The sequence below is a fragment of the Paenarthrobacter aromaticivorans genome (genome assembly GCF_019038615.1).
GTDB lineage: Bacteria > Actinomycetota > Actinomycetes > Actinomycetales > Micrococcaceae > Arthrobacter > Arthrobacter aromaticivorans.
The window spans coordinates 1-22,699 of record NZ_JAHOPC010000021.1; the positions used below are offsets into that span (position 1 = coordinate 1).

Consider the following 22,699-nt stretch of genomic DNA (forward strand, 5'->3'; position numbering starts at 1 on the left):
CGGAAGCTAAGACCCACAGCGCCGATGGTACTGCACCCGGGAGGGTGTGGGAGAGTAGGACACCGCCGGACAACAATTAACGGGAAGCCCCGACCACCACGGTCGGGGCTTCCCCACTTTAACGGGCAATCAAAGAGCTAGAGTCGCATGATGACCCTGACCCGAGCTTTGGATGTACCGTCTGGGAACGCCGCGAATGGAAGAGTCCACCTTCGGACTTTGTCCCTGTCCGACGTCGAGCCCTTGGCGGCCGCCTATACCCGGAACGCTGAGTACCTCGCCCCATGGGAACCACTGCGCAGCGAGGCGTTTTATACCAGGGCAGGGCAAGAGGCCGTTGTTCGGAGCAAACTGAGCCAGTATGCCGCTGGCACGGAGGTTCCGTGGGTAGTTCTCCATGACGGGGATGTCGTTGGCATGATTACTTTGACGGGCATAGTCCGTGGACCATTCATGAACGCCAACCTGGGTTATTGGGTCGACCAAGCGTTCGCCGGCAAGGGCATTGCCACTTCTTCGGTAGAGGCAGTTCTCTCCATGGCGAGCGAAGATCTGGGACTCCACCGTATCCAAGCGGCAACCCTGCTGCATAACGTAGCCTCGCAGGCAGTCCTCAAACGATCCGGCTTCGAGCGGATCGGAATGGCGCGGTCGTATCTCCACATAGCAGGCGAATGGCAGGACCACTTCCTGTATCAGCGTATTCTCTTGTGATCCACGTCGGTTGGATGCTCTGAAGCCGCGATGGCTAGCCGCGTGCAACTCCCGGCGGTGGCTGTCGGCGTCGTGGTTTCTTACGCTGGATGGTGGCCCGTTCAACGCCGTAGGGTACGCCATGTGCGGTCCACACCCCCAAAAACCCTGAAAAACCGGTGATTTTGGTCAAAAAAGCGCGGAAACACGCGGAATTTGCTGGCCAAGTCGGTGCAAGCTGGTAAGTTTTCGAGCAGTGGCTTGCTCGCATTCCGCTTGAAAGCTCAAAAAACGTATTAGTCCAGGAGGACGTAAATGGCTAAGAACCGTAGTGAACTCGTTGCAGAGGTAGCAGGCAAGGCTGGCACGAGCCAGGCAGCCGTCAACTCCGTGCTCGATGCACTGTTCGAAGTTTTCGAGACTTCTGTTGCCGCTGGCGAGAAGATCACCATCCCGGGCTGGCTCGCAGTTGAGCGTACCGACCGTGCAGCACGCACCGGCCGCAACCCGCAGACGGGCGAAACCATCCAGATCGCCGCTGGCCACAGCGTTAAGCTGACCGCAGGCTCCAAGCTGAAGGCTGCTGTCGCCAAGAAGAAGTAATTCCAACTTCGGCGAATGCCTGAAAGGGACGGCAACCAACTGGTTGCCGTCCCTTTTGCCGTTAAGCAATCACTTGTCCCGCACACCAAGGCGGCATCCGCTTGCCGATGCCCACTTCTCCTCCCCAAATGGTTCCCGATTCGCAGCGCAGCCGCACGTAACGGACAATGGATAGGTGCCATCCGCAAGAAGCTCCGCAACTGCCCCATCGCCTGTTCCCAAGCCGGGAGCGCGGGGCGGCAATGCCGTCACGGGCATTTCCGTCCCATGGCAGCTTGCTGGACTGGCGGTGCTCTTCCTGACTTTGGCTGCTGCCCTCGTCTTCTCCGGTGCTTCTGCTGCCCGCCAGGTTTCGGACCCCGGTGCGCTGGTTCGATGGGGCTTGCCGGTGGCGAAAGCCGTCCACAACGCTTCCATAGCGACAGTTATTGGTGGCCTCATCTTCGCGGTCGGAATCCTGCCCAAGAACCTTAGAGGGTCGCGATCCCGTGAAAAGGATCTGGAGGCTCCGGAGCATCCAGCTTTTGCACGCGCCCTTGCCGTTGCCGCGGCGGCAGGTGCCGCTTGGACACTGTCCGCCGTAGCGGTCCTGGTATTGACCTACGCGGATGTCGCGGGTCAGGGACTTTCCGGGGACGCTGAATTCACCCGCTCGCTGGTGTACTTCATGACGGACATAGATACGGGCAAGGCCTGGCTGTCCATCACCATCATTGCTGCGGTAGTCACCACCGCGCTCTTCGGCGTCCGATCGCTGACTGGCCTCGCCTTTACGCTGCTGCTTGCCTTGATCGGGCTGATTCCGACCGCACTGATCGGTCACTCCTCCAGCTCCAGTGATCACGAAGGCGCCATCAACTCGCTGGGCCTTCACCTGGTTGGAGTCTCCGTGTGGGTGGGAGGGATCATCATGCTCGCGGTCCTTTCCGGATTGCTCGCTGGTTCCAGGAAGCCTGGGACGAGCGACATCACCGAACCGACCCTCCGAAGGTTCTCGGCCCTGGCAGGCTTTGCTTTCGTTCTGGTGTTTGCGTCCGGTGTGATAAATGCAGCCATCCGCGTGACGAACCTGGGCGATCTGTTTGGCTCTGCCTATGGGCAAATCATCCTTGCCAAGGCACTTGCCACCCTGGTGCTGGGTGGCATCGGCTTCATGCATCGTCAGTGGGTCATACCTCAGCTGGGAAAGAGCGGTTCGATGTCTGCCCGCCGGGTGCTGTGGCAGCTGGTTCTGGTTGAGCTGCTGGTGATGGGCGCGACGTCGGGCCTCGCCGTGGCGCTGGGGCGCTCGGCCCCGCCGCAGCCCACCACGTACGCACCGGACGCCTCGCCGGCCTTCATCCTGTCCGGCTATGAGCTTCCGCCTGAACTTACCCCCGAGCGCTGGCTTACGGAATGGCGTTTTGACTGGCTGTGGGTGGGAGTCGCCTTGTTCGGCGCTGTGTCCTACATCCTCGGGATCATCAAGATCCGCAAGCGCGGGGATAGCTGGTCCTGGTTCAAGACGGTGAACTGGATGATTGGACTGGTGATTCTCACCTACATCACGTCTGGTCCGCCAGCTGTCTATGGCCGCGTACTGTTTTCTGCCCACATGGTGGATCACATGGCCCTGACCATGGTGGCACCGATCTTCCTGGTGTTGGGTTCGCCGGTGACCCTCGCGCTGCGTGCACTCCCTTCCCGGGGTGAAGGCGCGCACGGTTCGCGGGGTCTTCGGGAGTGGCTGCTCCTGTTCGTCCACTCCCGGTTCTCGCAGGTGGTGACTCATCCGCTGTTCGCCGCTGCGAACTTCGCGGGATCCATCGTGCTGTTCTACTACTCGGACCTTTTCGGCCTGGCGATGCGGGAGCACGTAGGCCATGAGCTGATGAATGTGCACTTTCTGCTGACGGGCTACATTTTTGTGCTCAGCATGATCGGCAGTGATCCACTGCCGCGACGTGCGCCGTATCCCATGCGCCTGCTGCTCCTCCTCGCAACCATGGGGTTCCACGCGTTCTTTGGCGTGGCCATTATGGGCGGCACTGGCCTGCTGGCTGCTGACTACTTCGGCAACCTGGGCCGGACCTGGGGTGCCTCGGCCATTGCAGACCAGCAAATGGGCGGTGCTGTGGCTTGGGGCATTGGTGAAGTTCCCACCTTGTTGGTGGCAATCGGCGTAGCCGTCATGTGGTCACGCTCGGACGAGCGGGAGACCCGACGGGTGGACCGTGCGGCCGACAGGAATAACGACGCCGATCTCAGTGCTTATAACGATATGTTTGCCCGGCTCGCTGACCGCGATGCCAAGTTGGCCGGCCGCCCGGCTTCAGCCAACCCGACGGCCCTGACTACTCAAACGACTGAAGCGACCGACGGCGCCGCTCCTGGGGACAGCGCGTCAACAGGCCACGCAACGGGAAGCATTGGCGAAGCAAGCAGCAAGACTGAACGAAACACGAAGCTGGAAGGACGCTGATGAGCGAAACCGTACGCACCCAACTCCGGGTCCGGGCCTCCGAACTGGAGGGCCGCGGCTGGCTCAATACGGGCGGAAAGTCCCTTGACCTGGAATCCCTGCGGGGCAAAATTGTGCTGCTGGACTTCTGGACCTTCTGCTGCATCAACTGCCTGCATGTGCTCGACGAACTCCGGCCCCTTGAGGAAAAGTACTCTGATGTCCTGGTGACAGTCGGCGTGCATTCGCCCAAGTTTGAGCACGAAGCCGATCCTGTTGCCCTTGCTGCTGCCGTGGAGCGTTACGAGATCCATCATCCGGTTCTGGACGACCCTGAGCTGGCCACGTGGAAGGCGTACACAGCCCGTGCCTGGCCCACGCTGGTGGTTGTTGATCCGGAGGGTTACATCGTGGCGCATCTTTCCGGTGAAGGCCACGCAGATGGCCTCGCCGTGCTGCTTGAGGAACTTGTTGCTGAGCACGAAGCAAAGGGGACCCTCCACCGGGGTAACGGTCCGTACGTTGCTCCTGTGCCGACGTCGGGCACCTTGCGCTTCCCGGGCAAGACGACGCAGTTGGCCAACGGCAATTACCTCGTCGTCGACTCCGGGCACCACCGCCTGGTGGAGCTCCACCCGGACCTGAAAACCGTTGAGCGGGTTATTGGCTCCGGGACCAAGGGGTACGCGGACGGCCAAGCGGACACCGCCGAGTTCAACGAGCCGCAAGGTATAGCTGTTCTTCCCTCCGAGCTCGCGTCTACGCTCGGTTATGACGCCGTGGTCGCGGACACCGTGAACCACCGCCTTCGCGGGGTGACGTTGAGTTCAGGGCATGTCCGGACTGTTGCCGGCAACGGTGTGCAGCGCTTGCTCGATGCCGGTCCTGCCCGTGTCACCGAGACGGGCGCGGGCGCCTGGTCCGAACACCACGACGGCGGTCCGGCTGACTTTGCTGCTGACGCAATCGACGTCGGGGTGCTTGGCCTCGGGACCGGGGTTTCCTTGTCCTCGCCGTGGGATGTGGTGTGGAGCGCGAAGCTGCAGCGAGTCGTGATCGCGATGGCGGGAACGCACCAGATCTTTGCGTTCGATCCCGTAACCAACCAGGTTTCCATCCTGGCGGGCTCGGGCCTGGAAGGACTGTTGGACGGCGTAGCGGAGGACGCCTGGTTCGCCCAGTCGTCCGGCCTGGCCATTGATGCCGATGACAACATCTGGGTGGCCGACTCGGAGACTTCCTCTCTGCGACGTTTGGTGCTTGATGAAACCGGCGTGACGGTGGAGACAGCCGTCGGCCAAGGTCTGTTCGACTTCGGATTCCGTGATGGCGACGCCAGTGAGGCACGCCTGCAGCACCCCTTGGGGGTCACGGTACTGCCGGATGGTTCCGTAGCGATCGCCGATACCTACAACGGTGCCGTTCGCCGGTACGATCCCGCGACGAAGACAGTGTCAACGTTGGCGCGTGGCCTGGCTGAGCCGAGTGACGTCGTCGTGGTTAACCACAGCAATAGTGATCCGCTACTGGTGGTGGTTGAGTCAAACAAGCATCAACTGGTTTTGGTGCCGATCCCCAAGGAAGCCCAGCAGGTGGATGAGGGTGCGTCCCAGACGCACCGTCCCAAGAGCCCCGTGACACCTGGAACCCTGGAGCTGGCCGTTCGCTTCAAGGCCCCCACCGGGCAGAAGCTTGATGACCGCTGGGGCGACCCCACGCAGATGAAGGTCTCTTCCACTCCTCCGGAACTGCTGGTCTCCGGAGGCGGGACATCGGTGGGTCTGTTGCGGACCATCGAATTGTCGCCCGACGTGCCCGAGGGCATCCTTCACATCACTGCCCGTGCGGCCGCCTGTGACGGACCTGAAACCGAGGACGGAGAAATTCCGGACCACGCAGCCTGCCACCTGTACCAGCAGGATTGGGGCATCCCGGTTATTTTGCAGGCCGACGGTGAATCAGAGCTGGTGCTCGACCTCCGTGGCATGGACTAAAGCCTGCTGAACTGGCCCGGGTTTGACTCTTGAGAGGGAGGACCCGGGCTTCTTCATGCCGCCACCCTTCTCCGTAACCGGGCCAGTTTGCCGCGCCCACTTCTCCACATACGCCGGTTTGGGACTGCCGGCCTTCCTAGCCTTGGCGGGAGGCTGTGTGGATGGATGCGGAACTAGCACTGCGACAGCTGGGCGGCGTCGCCTTGAACAGGCAGGTGCAGTCCCGCGGCGTCAGTGAGTCCGCAATTCGGGCGGCGCTGCGGGCAGGCTGTATTGAGCGCGTAGAGCGGGGAGTGTTGGGCCTTCCTGGTGCGGATCCGGAGTTTGTTGCGGCAGTTAAAGCGAGATCGCTACTGACGTGCGCGTCTGCTGCAGGCCGTTATGGCCTATGGCTGCTTCACCAACCAACCGAGCCCCACTATTGGCAAAGCAACGGCCGGCGGGCGACCGGATGCGTCAGCCACCGCCTGCCCCTGTCCCAGCCGCGGCGCGAACCGTTCGTTGCACTGCCGGATGTCCTGTTGCACGCGCTGCTTTGCCTGCCCGCGTTGGAATCACTGGTGATGGTCGAAAGTGCCTTCATCCGCGGCGACATCACGTTGGAATACCTGCGGCGGCACCTGGTGGGCAACCGGGGCGGGCGGGCCCGTGAAGTCCTTTCAAAAGTTGATCGTGGGGCGGGTTCCTTGATCGAGACCTTGGCGCGTGTCTTGTTCAGGGATGTGGGGATCCGGACCGAGACCCAGGTCTGGATCGACGGCGTAGGAACTGTGGACTTCCTCCTTGAGGGCTTCCTCATTATCGAAATCGACGGGCTGGCGTTCTATCTGAATCCGCGCCAGTTCAAGAAGGATCGTCGGAGGGACAACGAGGCGATCCGCCAGGGCTTGCTGGTGCTGAGGTTCTTCTACGACGATGTTGTCCACACGCCGGATGCGATGCTGCGTCACGTACGTGAGGTCCTTCGTCGGGGCCGCTTGGTGTAACCAGCCCAGTTTTGGGCCGCTCGGAGCCGGCGCGAGCACAGACTGCACGCCTCAGGTGATGAAAGGTGGGCCAGTGCGGCGGGGCCTAGAAAGTCAGCATGGGTGTGACGGTCACCGTGTTGTTGTCCGTGTCCAGTTGGGTGGTGAAGCTGAAATCATGCTCCACGTTGAGGTCGTTGACCAAGCCGGTGAACAAATTGATCTCGCGGGCGGAAACCCTTGCCTTGCCGTTGAGCGGGGCAACGACCCATTTGCCGCCGAAGGGCTCGATCGTGATCTTGGGGTACTCGGTAATTTCCCACTTGATGGTTCCGTCCACGACGCGCGCATTGCTGACGTGGTAGAACGGGCAATCAGGTTGGAGGCGCTGTTGTTCGGTGGCCTGGGCGGCGCAGGTGTCCAGGAATTCCCGGACTTTGCCGGCGACGGCTTCGTTCAAGGCCTTGGTTGACCGCGTCTGCAGGTTCAGCGGGGCCTGGCCGCCGTCCCGGGTTGAAACGAGGGCCGAGGTAGGAGGAGCCTCGAAGTATGTGCCGTTGAGGGTGGCTTCGTATTTGCCGGGATAGAACACGGCAAAGGTGTTGTGGCCATTTGGCATGTTCACGGGGACGCCGTTGAGCGCTGCTTCGCTGGAGTTGACCACGGTGACTTCAATGGTGGGTAGCGTGGTGGGAACGAAAGCCCATTTGCCGAAGAACAACCACTGGGTCCCGGTGCGCTCCATGAGGAATTCGGTATGGAGCCGGTTACCGTCCAACGTGTAGTCCATGGGCACGGCAACACGGTTGCTGCCCCTGGACTCGGCGTTTCCGAGTTTGATGTCAGACAGTTTTGAGGCGGCTGTTTGAAGGGCCGTGCCGTCGAGCATGGCGGCATTCGCACTGGGAACTTTTGCTCGCAACAGACCCAGGGCTTGCTCGCCTTCGCCCTTTTGCAAGGCATCCAAGTACTCCCGGACAGGCTGTTGCGGACTGGCCACGGAGGAGCTCACCAGGTTGATGCAGACGATGGCTCCGGCGGCAGCAAGCATCAGACCGAGCAGCCATCCGGCTGCGGTCCTGACTATCGCTTGACTCAACTGCACGCCCTTTACGTTACCTGCCGCGGCAGCGATAGCCGTGCATGAGGGCGTCGGCGTGACCTGCGAAGACGCTTCCTGTAGGGCCCGACGGCGGGTGGCAGCAACTCTTGCCGCCACCCGCCGTCGGGCTTCTGACAGCCAAAAAGGGCTAGCGGCGGCGCCGCGAGGAGGTACCGAAAACGCCGCGCACGAGGTCGCGGCCAAGCTGTGTCCCCATGGAGCGGACCATGCTCTTCAGCCCACCGCCCAGGGCTCCGCCGAGTGCGCCGGCAAGGTCGCCGAACATGCCGCCGTCCTGCCGGGACGCCTGCTGCGGCGCAGGTGCCGGAGGAAACGAGGACGGCTCTGGAAACGATGAAGGCGCAGGGGCCGGACGGGAACTCGGGCAGCCGAGGATCTCTTCCTCGATGCGCCGCGCTTCGGCGTCGATGTCGTACGGCGCCCCGGCAGAACCGCCCGAAGCAGAACCCACCGGAACACTGCCCGGAACCGGCGGCAAGCCCGGCGCAGCGTCGCCTGTGGAGGGCGCGGCCTTGCTGGTGAGTTTCTCGTAGGCGGACACGTTGTCTACTGCTGTCCCGTACTTGACCAGAAGGGAGGACGAGGCCACGGTGCTGCGGACAAGGTCATCGGTGCTTGGACCCATCACGGATTCGGGGGCACGTAGCCGGGTGAGGGCAACAGGTGTAGGCGCGCCTTTTTCGTTCATGACGGTAATGACGGCCTCACCGATGCCCGCGGAGGTGAGCGTCTCTTCGAGGTCGTAGTCGCTGACGGGGAACGTTGACACGGTGGCCTTGAGTGCCTTGGCATCCTCCGGGGTGAACGCACGCAAGGCATGCTGCACCCGGTTGGCAAGCTGGCCCAGGACGTCGGCGGGGACGTCCTTGGGTGTCTGGGTAACGAAGAATATGCCCACGCCCTTGGACCGGATGAGCCTGACGGTGGTGGTGATGGCCTCAAGGAAGGCCTTGGAGGCGTCGCTGAACAACAGGTGAGCCTCGTCCAGGAAGAAGACGAGCTTGGGCTTGTCGAGGTCGCCGGCTTCGGGAAGGTCTTCGAAGAGATCAGCGAGGAGCCACATGAGGAACGTGGAAAACAGCAGGGGCTTGGTTTGGAGGGTGGGCAGCTCAAGGCAGCTGATGACGCCTCGGCCGTCGGGGGCGGTGCGGAGGAGCTCGGCGGTATCGAACTCGGGTTCACCGAAGAACTTCTCCATGCCCTGGCCTTCCAGCCCAACAAGTTCCCGGAGGATAACGCCCGCCGTGGCTTTGGAGAGCCCGCCAAGGTCCTCCAACTGTTCCTTGCCTTCGTCCGAGGTAAGGAATTGGATCACGGCCCGGAGGTCTTTGAGGTCGATCAGTTCCAGGTTGTTCTTGTCCGCGAAGTGGAAGATCAGCTGGAGGCTGGATTCCTGGGTCTCATTGAGGTCCATGATGCGCGATAGCAGGATGGGCCCGAACGAGGTAATGGTGGCGCGGACGGGGATGCCGTTGCCGTCTCCACCGAGGCTAAGGAATTCCACGGGGAAGTTCTTTCCCTGCCACTGCTGGCCGAGGGCTTCAGTGCGTGCGCTCAACTTTTCACTGCCCGTTGCCGCCGTCGCCAGTCCCGAAAGATCTCCCTTGATGTCCGCGAGGAAAACTGGAACACCCGCCGTCGAGAGTTGCTCGGCAATCATGTGCAGCGTGACCGTTTTGCCAGTACCGGTGGCGCCGGCCACGAGGCCGTGGCGGTTCATCATCGCCAAGGGGAGCCGGACCTGGGCCTCCTTGTGGATTTCACCGTCCACGATCGCCGCACCCAGCTCGATGGTGGCACCTTCCAGGGCGTACCCCTGCTGGATGGTGGCAAGTTTTTCAGCAGTTGTTGCAATGGGTTCGTTGGCCATGCGCATAGCTTAGCTGGGCCGGACAAGATCCTTGCTGAAGGCCAAATGCTTGCGCAGAGTGGGTCGACGGCGAGTTCCTCCAGCAGGGGACCGACGCGGGGATCGCGCTTTCGTAGATATAGCCCAAGTAAGTAGCAGCTGAGCGCGTTTTGGGCGGTCAAAACGCGCTTAACTGCGACTCAGTTGGGGCGGGCAAACGCTCCCGCGCCCCAACCGGACGTCCACGGTCCCACCGCAAACAAAGTGCTCTGTGCAGTACCAACAGGGGACAGGACCCTTTGATTCCGGAGACCAGGAGTTTGCCCGTGGAGTGTGGATCCGCAGAGGTGAGCAACCTCTGCTCGGTGCCCCATCCGGCGTCGTGCAGGTCTGCCAAAGCTGGATTCGCTGAACGTTCCACGGAGGCTCGAGGGCCGCCGTGCCTCGATGTACGCGGACGCATCCACCACCACGGGTGACTGGAAGGAGCCTGCCACAAACCGGCCCGTTGATTCGTCGGTGCGAACCCACATTCCCGGCACCAGGAACTTCAGGAATCCGGCGCGGTGCAGCGCGAGCATCTCCCGAAGACGGTGTGACGGCGGCCCGGAATCCACGAAGCTGAAGAAGCCATGCCACCAGCCGTGGATCGCTCTAGCCGCCCGAAGGCTACAGCAGTTCCTTGAACACGTCCCACCCCGTGCCGATGGGGCCATAGGGGCCGTACATGCCTGTGGTTGAAGCGCCGGTAGCATAGGTGACGAGGTCGCCATTCGGGTCAACGGCGACGAGGTCGTTGTACTTCGTGTGGCTGGAGCTGCCAAGTCCGGCCACCTCGGAGAACGCTTCCCAACCAGTGCCGAACCAGACAGGTTCCTCCCAGCCGCCTTCGCCGTCAGTCGGGTATTGGCGCAGATAGCCATAATGGTCGCGCCCGAAAATATCTACGCCACCGTCGGCGTTCATATCTCCGCCGGTGATGATCTTGTTCATGACCTGCCAGCCCCACCCAACCTGTTCACGGGGAAGCCAGCCGCCTTCGCCGTCGCCGGGGTAGAGGAACAGACCGCCTGCGGCATCGCGTGCCAGCACATCGTTGGTGCCGTCGCCATTGAAGTCGCCCGGGCCCACGATGGCGTCGAAGATGGCCCAACCTTGGCCCACCTGTTCCCGGGGAAGCCAGCCACCTTCACCGTCGCCGGGGTACAGGAAGAGCTTTCCGGCAGCGTCCCTGCCCAGGAGGTCGTTGTACCCATCGCCGTCAAAGTCGCCGGGGGAAAAGACAATGTCAAAAACATTCCACCCTTGGCCTACCTGGCGGGGTTCGTCCCAGGAACGCCGGTACGCCGGGCAGGGACCCTCGCAGGCGCCCTTGTCGTAGGTGTACGTCCGCGGGTAAAGGATGAGTCTGCCATCGTAGGTGCGGGCAAGGGGTTCAAAGTTGCCGCGCCCGGTCCAGCCCATGGCCCTGCTGGACGCCTTGACGGGCTGCGTTTCGCTGCTCAGCTGCGTGCCAGTTGGGCAACCCTGGTTTCCTGGCGTGAGGGGATGAACACGCATGGAGATACGGCTGCCCATGTCTTCAGGCAGGATCCGCAGAGTGTCTCCTTGCCTTTCCTCCGGGAGCGGCTCGCCATCGCGGAGCCATTCCAAAGTGATGGCATCAGAGGTGCCGTCCGGGTTCCGGCAACCCCAATAGTTGTAGTCGTACTGTCGGCGGAGCTCCGCACCTACGTACGGGACGCCGTCGATGACGGGTGTTGGCTGGGAGTCCGCCGTAGCGTGCCCGGTCCCGGTCATCGTGGCTGCCAGAGCCAATGCAGCAGCACTGACAAACGTCCAAGCCCGCGCTCGATTTATCCCCAATGTTCCCCCCGGAAGCCAGCAGCGATGGTGCATAGGTTTGTGCTGAGGCTACCGTAATTGCGGCGGTTCAGTCATGGGTGGTTATAGCCATCATGAAGACGTCGACAGGATCCTCGGACTCCAGCACGAAGCCATGGCGTTCATAAAGTCGCCGGGCGGGGCTTCCTTGCAGTACGTCCAGGCGGAAGGGCCTCTCGTCCACGGACGCTGCCATGACATGTCGGAGTACGGCACCCCCAAGCCCTTTACCCTGATGTGCCGGGGCCACGTAGAAGTGTTCAATCCACCGTGCATCTGGCTCGGGGCGAACCGCAATGACCCCGGCATCCACACCGCCCGTATGGATCACGTAGGTGTGCTCCGGCTGGAAGCTGTTGAGGAAGCGCTCGCGGACACGGACGGGATCGAATCGCCCCAGCCGTTCCAAATCCGGACGCATCACCACCGCGCGGAGCTCGGCGATCCACGCGGCGTCGGAAGCTACACAGGGACGGAGGACGAAGTCAGCCATGCGAACAAGCCTATGGTGCGTTGGCTGCCGGTGTATTCGTCGACGGTGATGTCATGGTGCGGTTCTGTACTTGTTCCTTCTCTTAGGCCTCGGGGATGACCATGGCAAAACGCTCTTCCCGGGCTATGTCCGGGTCCGGGCCGTTGCGGTTGCCCGTGTCGAGGGCGTCGATGGCTGCAAGTTCTTCAGCGCTGAGTTCAAAGTTGAACACGTCGAAGTTCTCGGCGATGCGTGACGGGTTGGTTGACTTCGGAATGGCGGAGCGGCCCTGTTGCAGGTGCCAGCGCAGCATGACCTGAGCCGGGCTCTTGCTGTGTGTCTGCGCAATGCCGGCAAGCGTGGGATCGTCCATGACGTTCTTTCGTTCCTCGCCCCACCCCGGGTAGAACGTGATCCCGCCGATCGGTGACCACGCCTGTGTCAGGATGCCGTGTTCGGCATCAGCAGCCTGAACGTTCGGCTGGGCGAAGTACGGGTGCAGTTCAATCTGGTTCACCGCAGGAACAACGTCGGTGGCCGCGAGGAGCTCCTTCAGGTGGTGCGGCATGAAGTTGCTGACACCGATCGCGCGGACGCGGCCATCAGCAAGCAATGTCTCCAGGGCTTTGTAAGCAGCGATGGTTTTCTCGAACCTGTCTGGAGCCGGCTGGTGCAGAATGAGCAGGTCCAAGGACTCGACGCCGAGCTTTCCCACAGCCTTGTCCCATGCGTGCAAGGTCTGCTCGTAGCCATAGTCGCTGACCCAGACCTTTGTTTCGATGAAGACCTCCGACCTGTCCAGGCCGGACTTGCGGATGCCTTCACCTACCTCGCGCTCATTACCGTAGGCTGCGGCAGTGTCGATGTGCCGGTAGCCAGTGGCGAGCGCGGCCTCGACTGCCGCCGTCGTTTCTTCGGGGGCGCTTTGGAAGACACCCAGGCCAAGTGCCGGCATGACGACGCCGTTATTGAGTGTGATGTTCATGTTTCCTGTTCCTGTCGTTGCGTGTGGACGGTGGACGGGCACTTTCTGCGCTTCACCGGTGGGCGTATTTCCAGTCAACACCGGGCGCTGATTCCGTGGGAGTGCATGCCATTACCCCCATGCAGTGGGGCTCTGAAGGTTCCGGGTAACGGCAGACCCTCCCTCGCCGGGGAGCCGCAGCGTAGCGTGGAGGCCATGACACACAGCGATGATGTGCGGAAGTTCCTGACCTCGCGCCGAGCAAGGATCACCCCTGAGGAGGCCGGGCTTCCCGCGTACGGCGGCAACCGGCGGGTCGCGGGGCTGCGCCGTGAGGAAGTCGCGATGCTCGCGGGCATGAGTATCGATTACTACATCCGCCTTGAGCGGGGAAACCTTTCCGGCGCCTCGGACAGTGTCCTTGAAGCACTGGGCCGAGCATTGAAGCTCGACGAAGCGGAGACCGCCCACTTATACGACTTGGCCCGTGCTGCCACTGCAGCTCCTCGGGTGCGGCGCAAGCGCAGCCCGCAGACAGTGAGGCCCAGTGTCCAGCGCGTCATTGACGCCATCACCGCTGCGCCGGCCTGGGTACGCAACGACCGCGGGGATGTCCTGGCCTCCAACGAGCTGGGCAACGCCCTGTACATGGATTTGATGGCCGAAGAAACCAAGCCGCCCAACAGTGCACGCTTCACGTTCCTGAATCCCAAAGCCCGGGAGTTCTTCGCCGACTGGGAACGGGCAGCTGATGACATAGTCGCGGTTCTGCGCTCCACCGCGGGGAAAAATCCCTACGACAAGGACCTCACGGACCTGATCGGTGAACTCTCCACCCGCAGCGAAGAGTTCCGCACACGCTGGGCCCGGCACGATGTGAAGTATCACCGCACTGGGCGCAAACGGCTTCACCACCCGGTGGTGGGGGACCTGGATCTCACCTTTGAAGCCCTTGAGCTGCCCGCAGACCCGGGGCTGAGGATCAACGTCTATACCGCCGACCCCAACACCACCTCAGAGGACGCCTTGAAAGTCCTCGCCAGCTGGGTAGCGACGCAACGCGAAACTACGGAAGCTGCAGTTAACGAGAAGAAATGAACCTTCACTGACCGTCCACGGTGCTGACCATTGTTCGACGCCCCAGCACCACCGCCCGAACCATAGGATGAAACGGACGAAAGGTGCAGCACACGATGGTCACACGCGAAGAAGTAGAGGCAGCATACTCACGGACGGCAGGCTGGGTACGGCACACACCGGTGGCTGAAAGCGGCAACCAGGAGCCGTATCACCTCTGGTTCAAGTGCGAGTACATGCAGCACACCGGAACGTTCAAGGCCCGGGGCGCGTTCAATCGATTGCTCACGGCGCGGGAGAATGGCGAACTGAACCCAGAGGTTGGCATTGTGGTGGCGTCCGGTGGGAACGCTGGCCTGGCCAACGCCTACGCGGCTTCGAAGCTGGGCGTTCCCGCTACGGTATTCGTCCCCGAGTCCGCACCTGCCAACAAGGTCCACAAGTTGTACGCCATCGGGGCCAGCGTGGTCCAAGGAGGCTCTGAGTATGCCGAGGCCTACGCTGCAGCCGTGAAGTTCGCCGAGGAAACAGGCGCGGTCTATTGCCACGCCTATGACCAGCCCGAGATTGTGGCCGGCGCAGGCGGCGTTGGCCTGGAACTGCTGGACGAATTGCCCGACGTCGATACCATCCTGGTTGCTGTAGGCGGGGGCGGGTTGATGGGTGGCATTGCCGCGGCCGTTGAAGGCCGGGCACATGTGGTGGGCGTCGAGCCTGAGACGGTTCCCACGCTGCACACCGCCTTGGCCAAGGGAGAGCCGGTGGATGTGGCAGTTTCCGGAATCGCCGCGGATTCCCTGGGGGCCCGGCGCATCGGGGAGATCGGATTCGGTGTTGCGCGTCGCACGGGTGTGCAGAGCGTGCTGGTCAGCGACGAGGACATCGTCCAGGCCCGCCGCACGCTGTGGGAGGAGTACCGAATGGTGGTGGAGCATGGCGCGGCTGCAGCCTACGCCGCGCTGCTCTCCGGTGCGTACGTGCCCAAGGATGGTGAGACGTTCGCCGTCGTTCTCTGCGGCGCCAACACGGATCCAGCGCACTTCTAAAAGGGCGCGTGGATTCAGGGACGCGGCGAAAGTAGCCCCTGCGCGACGCAACTCACAGAAATAAGCCGGGGACCGCCGTCGTTGTCGCTAGAGTGCCCGCCAACCAACAGTGCGGGTGCCGCGAAACGTACCGAAAGGCATCCCCGTGACTGTTCCTCTTTCCATCCTGGACCTGGCAACCATCGGAAAGGGCCAGACCGTGGCGGAAAGCCTCGCCGGCAGCGTTGCCATGGCGCAGAAGGCCGAAGAGCTGGGCTATCGCCGGGTCTGGTACGCCGAGCACCACAACATGTCAGCCATCGCTTCCTCGGCCACGAGTGTGCTGATCGCGCACGTCGCCGCCCACACGAACACCATCCGGCTTGGGGCCGGCGGCGTCATGCTTCCCAACCACTCGCCGTTGACTATCGCCGAGCAGTTCGGCACCCTGGAGACCCTGCACCCGGGACGCATCGATCTAGGCCTTGGCCGCGCCCCGGGCAGTGACCAGAACACCATGCGTGCGCTTCGCCGCGACCATACGTCCTCGGATGCTTTCCCGCAGGATGTCCTGGAACTGCAGGGCTACCTCACCGGACCTACTCGTATCCAGGGTGTCGAAGCGACCCCGGGAAAGGGCACCAACGTGCCGCTGTACATCCTGGGTTCCTCGCTGTTTGGGGCACAGCTGGCTGCGCAGCTTGGTCTGCCCTACGCGTTCGCTTCGCACTTCGCGCCTGCCGCCTTGCAGGATGCCGTGGCTATTTACCGCAGGGACTTCAAGCCCTCGGAACAGCTGTCCGAACCGCACGTGATCGCAGGGGTTAACGTCACTGCAGCGGACAGCAATGCCGAGGCCCAGGCGATCCATCTCGCCGTGAAGCGTGCCCGTGTCTCGCTGTTCTTTGGCGGCGGCCGGCAGTTCACGGATGACGAAGCGGATATGGTGCTGGATTCCCCGCAAGGCCAGCACATTTCCCAAATGATGAAGTACTCCGCCGTCGGTACGCCGGACGTTGTGCGCGACTACCTTGACGAGTTCGCCAAGCACTCCGATGCGGACGAACTCATCGTCGCCCACCAGAGCATTGGCACCCAGGAACGCCTGCGCTCGGTGGAACTGGTTGCCGAAGTTGCGGGGCTTGTGAGGGCGTAGCGGCCGGCATCGAAAATAAATTCGAAAGCTTTACGCATTTGCAATGATTTGGGCATGACGCCGAAACTCCACAGGCGGAGACTATAGCTATCCGCAGTGGAAGGATCCGCTATGCCTACGCCCTTAAATCAATCAGCCGCAGACTCTGCGCTGCTGATGAACTCGCTGCCGCTTGGCCTGCTCCGGACCTTGCTCCGGACGGACGCGCAGCAGGGCATCACACCCCAGTTGATGGCGGAGCTTAGGGCCATTGCCCGCGTCCCGGGTTTGCTGGTGGCGTGCAACTATGGCGGCACTCTTTGTTCAGCTGAAGGAACCTCCACCGAGACCCTGCCGCTGGACAGCGCCGCTGTGGCTCTCCGTGCGCTCGCAGCACTCCCTAATACGCATACGGCCATCATCTCGGGCCGGTCCTTGCGCGACCTGGCGGCGGTGTCCAGGTTGCCTGCGGAGGTTCATTTGGTGGGCTCCCACGGCGTTGAGTTCGACATGGGCTATGCGTATACCCTGTCCCTGGCCACGGAAACCCTGCTCCAGCAGGTAGCCACGGCATTGACTGAAGCGGTCGCTTTTGAGAAGGGCATCAGCATCGTCCGCAAGCCGGTGGGCGTTGCTGTCCACACCCGGCCCGCGACGCCGGAAGTGGTGGAACGCGTCATCTTCCGGTCCCAGCAGATTGCCATTGAGTACGGGCTCTATTTCATCATCGACGGCTCCGTGCTGGACCTTACCGTTGAGGAACCGGCCAAGGGCCAGGCCCTGGAGCAGCTTCGCTCGCGCCTGGGTGTGAGCGCTGCCCTATACGCGGGCGACGCCGAAAGCGACGAAAAGGCGCTCGCCACTTTGCGCGGCCCTGACCTTGGCCTTCACGTCGGGCCCGGGAGTACGACGGCGGCACACACCATACCGGATCCGGAAGCCTTTGCACGTGTGCTGGCTTTGTTGTTCGAACTGCGGCGGGCGTGGCTGTTCGGCGAGGACGCCGTGGGGCTGGAGCGGCATTCGATGATCGGGAACGGCACGTCAACGGCGTTGCTCACCCCTGACGCCAAGGTTTGCTGGATGACCCACCCCTTGCCGGACTCGGGGTCCCTGTTTGCGCATATCCTGGGCGGTGAACCGGCGGGCCACTTCAGCATCGAACCAGTCAAGCGTTCGCAAGTACTCGCCCAGCGCTATGTGGACAACACCATGATCGTGGAGACCCGTTGGGCCGACGTCACCGTGACGGACTATCTTGAGCCCGCACCTGAAGGCATCACCAGCCTGGTCCGTGTTCTGTCCGGCACGGGTACGGCCCGGATAGTGTTCGCGCCCCGGCCGGACTATGCCACTGCGCCCTTCAGTATGGAGATCCGTGGCGAGGAAGTCCACATCATGGGCACCTCGGATCCCATCATCCTCTCGGCGCCAGGGGTTGCCTTCCAGATCACCAGCGACGGCAGGTACGCCACGGCCACCGCTGAAGTGCCGCTGCAATATGGTCCTGTGGTGCTGAACCTGCGCTGCGGTGACACAGAGCCGCCACCCGCGGACCCGGTTGGAGAGCCGGCGCGGCGTGCCGCCGTCGGGCAGTCTGCGCGGGAGTGGGTCAAGACGCTGCAGCTGCCCACCATCAAGACCTCACTGGTGCGGCGCTCTGCGCTGGTTCTGAGGTCGCTGGTGCATGAGCCCACGGGTGCTGTCCTTGCGGCACCAACTACGTCCCTGCCGGAGGGAATCGGCGGGACGCGCAACTGGGATTACCGGTATTGCTGGCTGCGGGACGGTTCCATGACCGTTAATTCCTTGGTGAGCTTGGGCTCTACGGACGAGGCCGACGGGTTCCTCCGCTGGCTTGGCCGCATCCTGGAAACTGCGCCCGGGCCGGAGTGGCTCCACCCGCTGTACTCGGTGACCGGTGCTCCACTGTCCACGGAAGCGATCGTCGAGAGCCTTCCAGGCTATGCCGGTTCGCGTCCGGTGAGGATCGGGAACGCGGCCGACCACCAGGTGCAGTTGGACGTCTTTGGCCCGATAGCCGAGCTGATTCACGATCTTGGCGAGCGGCGCGGGTACCTGCCGGATGACCACTGGTTCCTGATGGAGCAGATGGCCCACGCCGTCATTGCCCGCTGGCACGAGCCAGACCACGGAATCTGGGAAGCTCGTAGACCACCACGGCACCACGTATACACCAAGGTCATGTGTTGGGTAACGCTGGACCGGGCCTTGCGAACCGCTGCTTTGCATGGTCGTGTGGCGCACGAGGACTGGGCGCCGACAGCTGCCAGGATCCGGAAGGAAGTCCTACGGCAGGGCTGGGACGAGTCCGCGCAGTCCTTCACCGTGGCCTATGACAGCCCTGATCTGGATGCCGCAGTGCTGCATATCGGCTTGTCCGGCCTGCTAGATGTCCAGGACCAGCGGTTCCTGGATACCGTAACGGCCGTTGAGCGCGAACTGCGTGTGGGTCCCACCGTCTTTAGGTACAGGTACGACGACGGCCTGCCGGGTTTGGAGGGCGGCTTCCACATCTGCACCACCTGGCTGATCGAGGCGTACCTTGCTGTTGGACGCTTGGACGATGCTCTGGAGCTGTTCAACCAACTGGTGGCTTTGTTTGGTCCTACTGGCCTGCTACCGGAGGAATACGATCCTGCCTCGGAAACGCACCTGGGTAATCACCCGCAGGCATACTCCCACCTGGGCTTCATCCGGTGTGCACAGCTCCTTGACCATTATCTGGCCAGCGCTGACGTCGAGTAGTCCAACTGAGTCGCAATTGAGCGCGTTTTGAGCGCCCAAAACGCGCACAAATGCGACCTAGTTGGGGGAGGCGGGGCAATCAGGTGAGCAGCAGCGCCACGGCGATCATCGCTGGCACCGCGACGATGGTCGTGATGAGCACGGTGTCCTTGGCAACGGTGACGCCGGCGCGGTAGCGGGTGGCGGCGACGAACACGTTCTGGGCCGTCGGGAGCGCCGCGGTCACCACCACGGCGAAGAGGGCATGCCCGTCCATCCCCAAGGCAAAGCGGGCAAACACATAAGCGATTGAAGGGTGCACGAACAGCTTAAACCCGCTGGCCAGCAGCGTGTCCAGGCGCCGTCCGGTGTCCTTCTGCAAAGGCCTTGATCCGTTCAGGCTCATGCCGAACGCCATCAGCATGGCCGGAATCGCGGCGCCGCCAATGAGGTGGATGGGTTCCAGAATGAGCGTAGGCACCTGGAAACCAGTTCCTGCCACCAGAAGCCCAAGCCCCGAGCCCACGATCATCGGGTTTTTCACGATCATGAGCAGGAACCGCAGGGGAGTGGTGCGGTGGGTGCTGGTGCTGGCATCGAGCGCCATCAAGTACATCGGTGTGAAGAACGCGAGCTGGAAGATCAGCAGCGGCGCCACATAGCTCGCGTCGCCCAGGACAAAGACGGCGATCGGGATACCCAGGTTCGCCGAGTTGGCCAGGGAAGCACTCATCGATGACATCAGGGCTTCGGGCATGGTGCGCTTGAGCCAGAACTTCACTATCAGGAAGAACAACAGACCAGTGATGATGGCCCCCACCGCAGTGACCAGCAGTGGGGCGGCAAATACCTCGTGCAGCTTGGCCTTGCTCAGGGTTTCGAAGAGCAGTGCAGGGCTTGCGACGAAGAACGTCAACGAGCTCAGGACCGAGCGGGCGTTCTCACCCAGGATTTCGCGACGCCCAACGAACATGCCCACCAGGATGATGGCCCACACCACGAAGAACCCGGACAGGACGCCGATCATGAGGGCGTGCGGGCGGGGAGGTGTTGGGTCACGAACAACAGCTTAGGCATAAATACGATCTGAGTAAGCGTTTTCTCGCGAGAGTTCCGTCATACGGACACTAAAGGCTCGACGTCGGCACTCTGGTGAGTGCCGACGTCGAGGTTTGGCTTTTGGCCGGGTTAACTGAGGTGCGCTGCGTTGCTCAGCGCGTGTGGGGGACGCATGAGCCCGGGAGTGTGGCCCTCAGCGGGGTCGTTACCGAGCTGAAGGATCTGGTTGTCCTTACCAACGTGGACAACCTTGGGTTCGTAGGCCCGGGCCTCTTCCGTGGTCATCTCCGCATAGGTGATGAGGATGACGACATCCCCTACATGAACCTGGTGGGCAGCCGCGCCGTTGATCCCGATGACGCCGGAACCGCGCTCGCCGGCGATGGTGTAGGTCTCCAGCCGGGCACCATTGGTGACGTCCACGATGGAGACGAGTTCGCCCGGGAGGATGTCAGCCGCGTCCAGCAGGTCAAGGTCGACAGTGACCGAACCGACGTAGTGAAGATCGGCATGGGTCACCGTTGCGCGGTGGATCTTGGACTTGAACATTGTGCGGATCATAATGCGATCAGTTTAGCGCGGCACCCTCATCCGGCGCTGTGACGTACCAGACGCCTCTGGTTTTTGCCGCCGCCCATCGATACTGTTTGACGATCGGCGTCGGATGCTCAGATCCGCGACGCAGGAAGCCGGGGGGATTCATGGGTTCAAGTAAAGGGCTTTTCCGCGCGCCGAACATCCGTGTGGGCGTAGCCGCCGTGGTCATGGCATTTGTGATGGTGACAGGATTCATACCCGCAGCCAACACGGAGCCCGTGGCCTTCCCACAAGCCCTGGCCCCAGGCAGCGCCGTTCCGACGGCGACCCTCGAGCCGCCGTCCAGCATTGCCGTACCTGCCCGATCCATTGCGTTCAACGGTGACGGGTCGCGTGCCTTCGCGGCGGGCCGCGATAAGTTCCACGCAATCGACGTTGCCAGCGACACCGTCGTTGCGAGTGTGGACGTTCCCGGCGCAGGTGACATGGTCCTCTCACGGGACGAAACGACCGCTTTCGTAGCTGCCGGCATTGGTATTCCGAACGTGACGATCATTGACGTGGCTTCGATGCGGGTCACTGGTGCGGTACCCATGGAAAAAGCCGGGAAATTGGCTGTTTCGCCGGACGGCGCCACCGTGTACGTGTCGGACGAATCCCTATCGGCCGGCTCCGTGGTTGTCATTGACGTCACTGCCAGGAAAATCAAAACGGTGTTGCCGGTGGGGTCGGGCCCCGGCAGGCCAGTCATCGTAGCCGATGGCGCGAAAGTCTATGTCCCGAACTTGTTTGATGACACCGTCACCGTCATCAACGCTGCAACGAACACGGTCAGCAAAACTGTCCCGGTCCCCGTGGGGGTTTACGGCGGAGCCTTGTCGGCGGACGGATCCCGGGTCTACTTCACCTTCAGCAGTACCCAGGAAAGCGGTCTTTCCGTGATGTCCGTTGCTACCGACGCGTTGGTCGGGACCATTAGAACGACGAGTGAGCCGTCCCTGCCCGCACTGACTCCCGACGGCAAAACCGGCTACGCGGTGGATCAGGAACCCGGCAGATACGTCAACGGTCGCTTCGAAGCTGGCGCCTATTTCGTGGTCACGTTGGACCTCGTTAACAACACCTCCACGGCACTCGAGAACGGGTACGTAGGGCGGGACAAGCCCGTAGTGCGGGTCAGTGTGGATGGCACCCGGCTCTACATAGTGGGAACCTTTGCCGTGGTCAGGGCCTTGCCTTCGCAGAAATTCCTGGGAACGGAGTTCATGGGTGAGAATCCCGAGAATTTCATCCTCGAGCCGGGCGGAAGCAAAGGCTACGGGACGTTCATCGACGGAAACAGGATCTTGGTTCTCCGCGCCCCGGTCATTGAACATATCCGCAAGGACTACAACTCGGACGGCGCCACCGACGTCCTGGCCAGGGACGGGAACGGTGCGTTGTGGCTCTACCCTGGCAACGCCAACACAGGCTGGCTCCCACGCAAGCAGGTGGGCTCCGGCTGGAACGTCATGAACCTCATCGCCACCCCGGGGGACTTCAACGGCGACCACTTTCCGGACATCCTGGCGCGCGACGGTGTCGGCGACCTCTGGCTGTACCCCGGAAACGGGGCCTCGGACTGGCTGCCCCGGTCCAAGGTGGGTACGGGCTGGAACTCGATGACCGCCGTCGTCACCCCCGGAGATTTCAACTTCGATGGCAAGACGGACATAGTCGCCCGTGACGGTGCCGGTGATTTGTGGCTTTATCCCGGCGACGGCACCGGCGGCTGGCTGCCCCGTACCAGGATCGGCACGGGGTGGAACGAGATGACGGCGATCCTCGGTCCGGGCAATACTAATGAAGCCGGCAATGACATCCTCGCCCGGGATCGCGCAGGCACGCTTTGGCTTTACCAACGGACCACAGCCGGGGAATGGCGCAGCAGGATGCTGGTGGGGATCGAGTGGAACGGGATGACCGCAATGGTGACCCCAGGGGACTTCGACAGCGACGACCAGCCAGACCTCCTGGCCCGCGACGGCACCGGAAATCTCTGGCTGTATCCCGGGAGGCCATCGGGCGGATACCTGCCCCGAGTGCTGGTGGGGGTTGGCTGGAACGTCATGACGGTCATCGCCTGACCATT

General features: G+C 62.5%; 17 protein-coding genes and 1 pseudogene. 10 read left to right on the plus strand and 8 right to left on the minus strand.

Annotated features, from left to right (window positions below; translation table 11 throughout):
- Positions 1–150 precede the first annotated feature (150 nt).
- From KSW38_RS21840 to KSW38_RS21860, 5 genes are all read left to right on the plus strand, one after another.
- Positions 151–714: a GNAT family N-acetyltransferase gene (locus KSW38_RS21840; RefSeq protein ID WP_216927058.1), complete on the plus strand. Its 564-nt coding sequence runs from the start codon at positions 151–153 to the stop codon at positions 712–714.
- Between the two features lie 294 nt (positions 715–1,008).
- A complete protein-coding gene (locus KSW38_RS21845; protein ID WP_011776355.1) occupies positions 1,009–1,296 on the plus strand; it encodes an HU family DNA-binding protein in 288 nt (95 codons plus the stop codon).
- Positions 1,297–1,471: 175 nt separating this feature from the next.
- On the plus strand, positions 1,472–3,757 hold the full coding sequence (locus KSW38_RS21850; RefSeq protein ID WP_428982436.1) for a bifunctional copper resistance protein CopD/cytochrome c oxidase assembly protein: 2,286 nt from the start codon (positions 1,472–1,474) through the stop codon (positions 3,755–3,757).
- On the plus strand, positions 3,757–5,730 hold the full coding sequence (locus KSW38_RS21855) for an NHL domain-containing thioredoxin family protein (RefSeq protein ID WP_216927059.1): 1,974 nt from the start codon (positions 3,757–3,759) through the stop codon (positions 5,728–5,730). The genes KSW38_RS21850 and KSW38_RS21855 overlap by 1 nt, the downstream gene beginning before the upstream one ends.
- Before the next feature lie 161 nt (positions 5,731–5,891).
- Positions 5,892–6,716 carry a type IV toxin-antitoxin system AbiEi family antitoxin domain-containing protein gene (locus KSW38_RS21860; protein WP_216927060.1) on the plus strand — a complete coding sequence of 275 codons (825 nt, stop codon included), beginning with the start codon at positions 5,892–5,894 and terminating at the stop codon, positions 6,714–6,716.
- A gap of 85 nt (positions 6,717–6,801) precedes the next feature.
- Here the strand turns inward: KSW38_RS21860 and KSW38_RS21865 are convergent, their stop codons facing one another.
- The 6 genes and pseudogenes from KSW38_RS21865 to KSW38_RS21890 all read right to left on the minus strand — a co-directional run bounded on the left by KSW38_RS21865 (position 6,802) and on the right by KSW38_RS21890 (position 13,008).
- Positions 6,802–7,830, minus strand: a complete 1,029-nt coding sequence (locus KSW38_RS21865; protein WP_216927175.1) for a hypothetical protein — start codon at positions 7,828–7,830, stop codon at positions 6,802–6,804.
- 115 nt (positions 7,831–7,945) lie between these two features.
- The gene (locus KSW38_RS21870; protein ID WP_216927061.1) at positions 7,946–9,694 is read right to left on the minus strand and encodes a helicase HerA-like domain-containing protein; all 1,749 of its coding nucleotides are present in this window, start codon (positions 9,692–9,694) and stop codon (positions 7,946–7,948) included.
- 176 nt (positions 9,695–9,870) lie between these two features.
- Positions 9,871–10,332, minus strand: a pseudogene (locus KSW38_RS21875) (hypothetical protein); the annotation flags it as partial.
- Positions 10,333–10,336: 4 nt separating this feature from the next.
- On the minus strand, positions 10,337–11,533 hold the full coding sequence (locus KSW38_RS21880; protein ID WP_216927062.1) for an FG-GAP repeat domain-containing protein: 1,197 nt from the start codon (positions 11,531–11,533) through the stop codon (positions 10,337–10,339).
- Between the two features lie 67 nt (positions 11,534–11,600).
- Positions 11,601–12,044 carry a GNAT family N-acetyltransferase gene (locus tag KSW38_RS21885; protein WP_216927063.1) on the minus strand — a complete coding sequence of 148 codons (444 nt, stop codon included), beginning with the start codon at positions 12,042–12,044 and terminating at the stop codon, positions 11,601–11,603.
- Between the two features lie 82 nt (positions 12,045–12,126).
- The gene (locus KSW38_RS21890; RefSeq protein ID WP_216927064.1) at positions 12,127–13,008 is read right to left on the minus strand and encodes an aldo/keto reductase; all 882 of its coding nucleotides are present in this window, start codon (positions 13,006–13,008) and stop codon (positions 12,127–12,129) included.
- A 195-nt stretch (positions 13,009–13,203) separates the two neighbouring features.
- On the opposite strand from KSW38_RS21890, the gene KSW38_RS21895 reads away from it, so the two are divergent.
- From KSW38_RS21895 to KSW38_RS21910, 4 genes are all read left to right on the plus strand, one after another.
- Entirely contained in the window at positions 13,204–14,085 is an 882-nt protein-coding gene (locus KSW38_RS21895; protein ID WP_216927065.1) for a helix-turn-helix transcriptional regulator, read from the plus strand.
- A gap of 95 nt (positions 14,086–14,180) precedes the next feature.
- The gene (locus tag KSW38_RS21900; RefSeq protein WP_216927066.1) at positions 14,181–15,110 is read left to right on the plus strand and encodes a threonine/serine dehydratase; all 930 of its coding nucleotides are present in this window, start codon (positions 14,181–14,183) and stop codon (positions 15,108–15,110) included.
- Positions 15,111–15,255: 145 nt separating this feature from the next.
- Positions 15,256–16,245 carry an LLM class flavin-dependent oxidoreductase gene (locus KSW38_RS21905; protein ID WP_216927067.1) on the plus strand — a complete coding sequence of 330 codons (990 nt, stop codon included), beginning with the start codon at positions 15,256–15,258 and terminating at the stop codon, positions 16,243–16,245.
- Between the two features lie 111 nt (positions 16,246–16,356).
- Positions 16,357–18,993, plus strand: a complete 2,637-nt coding sequence (locus KSW38_RS21910; protein ID WP_216927068.1) for a trehalase-like domain-containing protein — start codon at positions 16,357–16,359, stop codon at positions 18,991–18,993.
- A 79-nt stretch (positions 18,994–19,072) separates the two neighbouring features.
- Here KSW38_RS21910 and KSW38_RS21915 read toward each other — a convergent pair whose 3' ends face one another.
- Together KSW38_RS21915 and panD are read right to left on the minus strand one after the other, a co-directional pair.
- Positions 19,073–19,999 carry an AEC family transporter gene (locus KSW38_RS21915; RefSeq protein ID WP_216927069.1) on the minus strand — a complete coding sequence of 309 codons (927 nt, stop codon included), beginning with the start codon at positions 19,997–19,999 and terminating at the stop codon, positions 19,073–19,075.
- Between the two features lie 161 nt (positions 20,000–20,160).
- Positions 20,161–20,592, minus strand: coding sequence for an aspartate 1-decarboxylase (gene panD, locus KSW38_RS21920; protein WP_216927071.1), 432 nt, complete (start codon positions 20,590–20,592; stop codon positions 20,161–20,163).
- Between the two features lie 140 nt (positions 20,593–20,732).
- Here panD and KSW38_RS21925 point away from each other — a divergent pair, with 140 nt between their 5' ends.
- Positions 20,733–22,694 carry an FG-GAP-like repeat-containing protein gene (locus KSW38_RS21925; protein ID WP_216927077.1) on the plus strand — a complete coding sequence of 654 codons (1,962 nt, stop codon included), beginning with the start codon at positions 20,733–20,735 and terminating at the stop codon, positions 22,692–22,694.
- Positions 22,695–22,699 lie beyond the last annotated feature (5 nt).

Excerpts from the sequence above, each read along its gene's own strand:
- KSW38_RS21840 (WP_216927058.1), top strand. The coding sequence starts at position 151 with ATGACCCTGACCCGAGCTTTGGATGTACCGTCTGGGAACGCCGCGAAT.
- KSW38_RS21845 (WP_011776355.1), top strand. The coding sequence starts at position 1,009 with ATGGCTAAGAACCGTAGTGAACTCGTTGCAGAGGTAGCAGGCAAGGCT.
- KSW38_RS21855 (WP_216927059.1), top strand. The coding sequence starts at position 3,757 with ATGAGCGAAACCGTACGCACCCAACTCCGGGTCCGGGCCTCCGAACTG.
- KSW38_RS21860 (WP_216927060.1), top strand. The coding sequence starts at position 5,892 with ATGGATGCGGAACTAGCACTGCGACAGCTGGGCGGCGTCGCCTTGAAC.
- KSW38_RS21870 (WP_216927061.1), bottom strand. The coding sequence starts at position 9,694 with ATGCGCATGGCCAACGAACCCATTGCAACAACTGCTGAAAAACTTGCC.
- KSW38_RS21885 (WP_216927063.1), bottom strand. The coding sequence starts at position 12,044 with ATGGCTGACTTCGTCCTCCGTCCCTGTGTAGCTTCCGACGCCGCGTGG.
- KSW38_RS21890 (WP_216927064.1), bottom strand. The coding sequence starts at position 13,008 with ATGAACATCACACTCAATAACGGCGTCGTCATGCCGGCACTTGGCCTG.
- KSW38_RS21895 (WP_216927065.1), top strand. The coding sequence starts at position 13,204 with ATGACACACAGCGATGATGTGCGGAAGTTCCTGACCTCGCGCCGAGCA.
- KSW38_RS21900 (WP_216927066.1), top strand. The coding sequence starts at position 14,181 with ATGGTCACACGCGAAGAAGTAGAGGCAGCATACTCACGGACGGCAGGC.
- KSW38_RS21910 (WP_216927068.1), top strand. The coding sequence starts at position 16,357 with ATGCCTACGCCCTTAAATCAATCAGCCGCAGACTCTGCGCTGCTGATG.
- KSW38_RS21915 (WP_216927069.1), bottom strand. The coding sequence starts at position 19,999 with ATGATCGGCGTCCTGTCCGGGTTCTTCGTGGTGTGGGCCATCATCCTG.
- panD (WP_216927071.1), bottom strand. The coding sequence starts at position 20,592 with ATGATCCGCACAATGTTCAAGTCCAAGATCCACCGCGCAACGGTGACC.
- KSW38_RS21925 (WP_216927077.1), top strand. The coding sequence starts at position 20,733 with ATGGGTTCAAGTAAAGGGCTTTTCCGCGCGCCGAACATCCGTGTGGGC.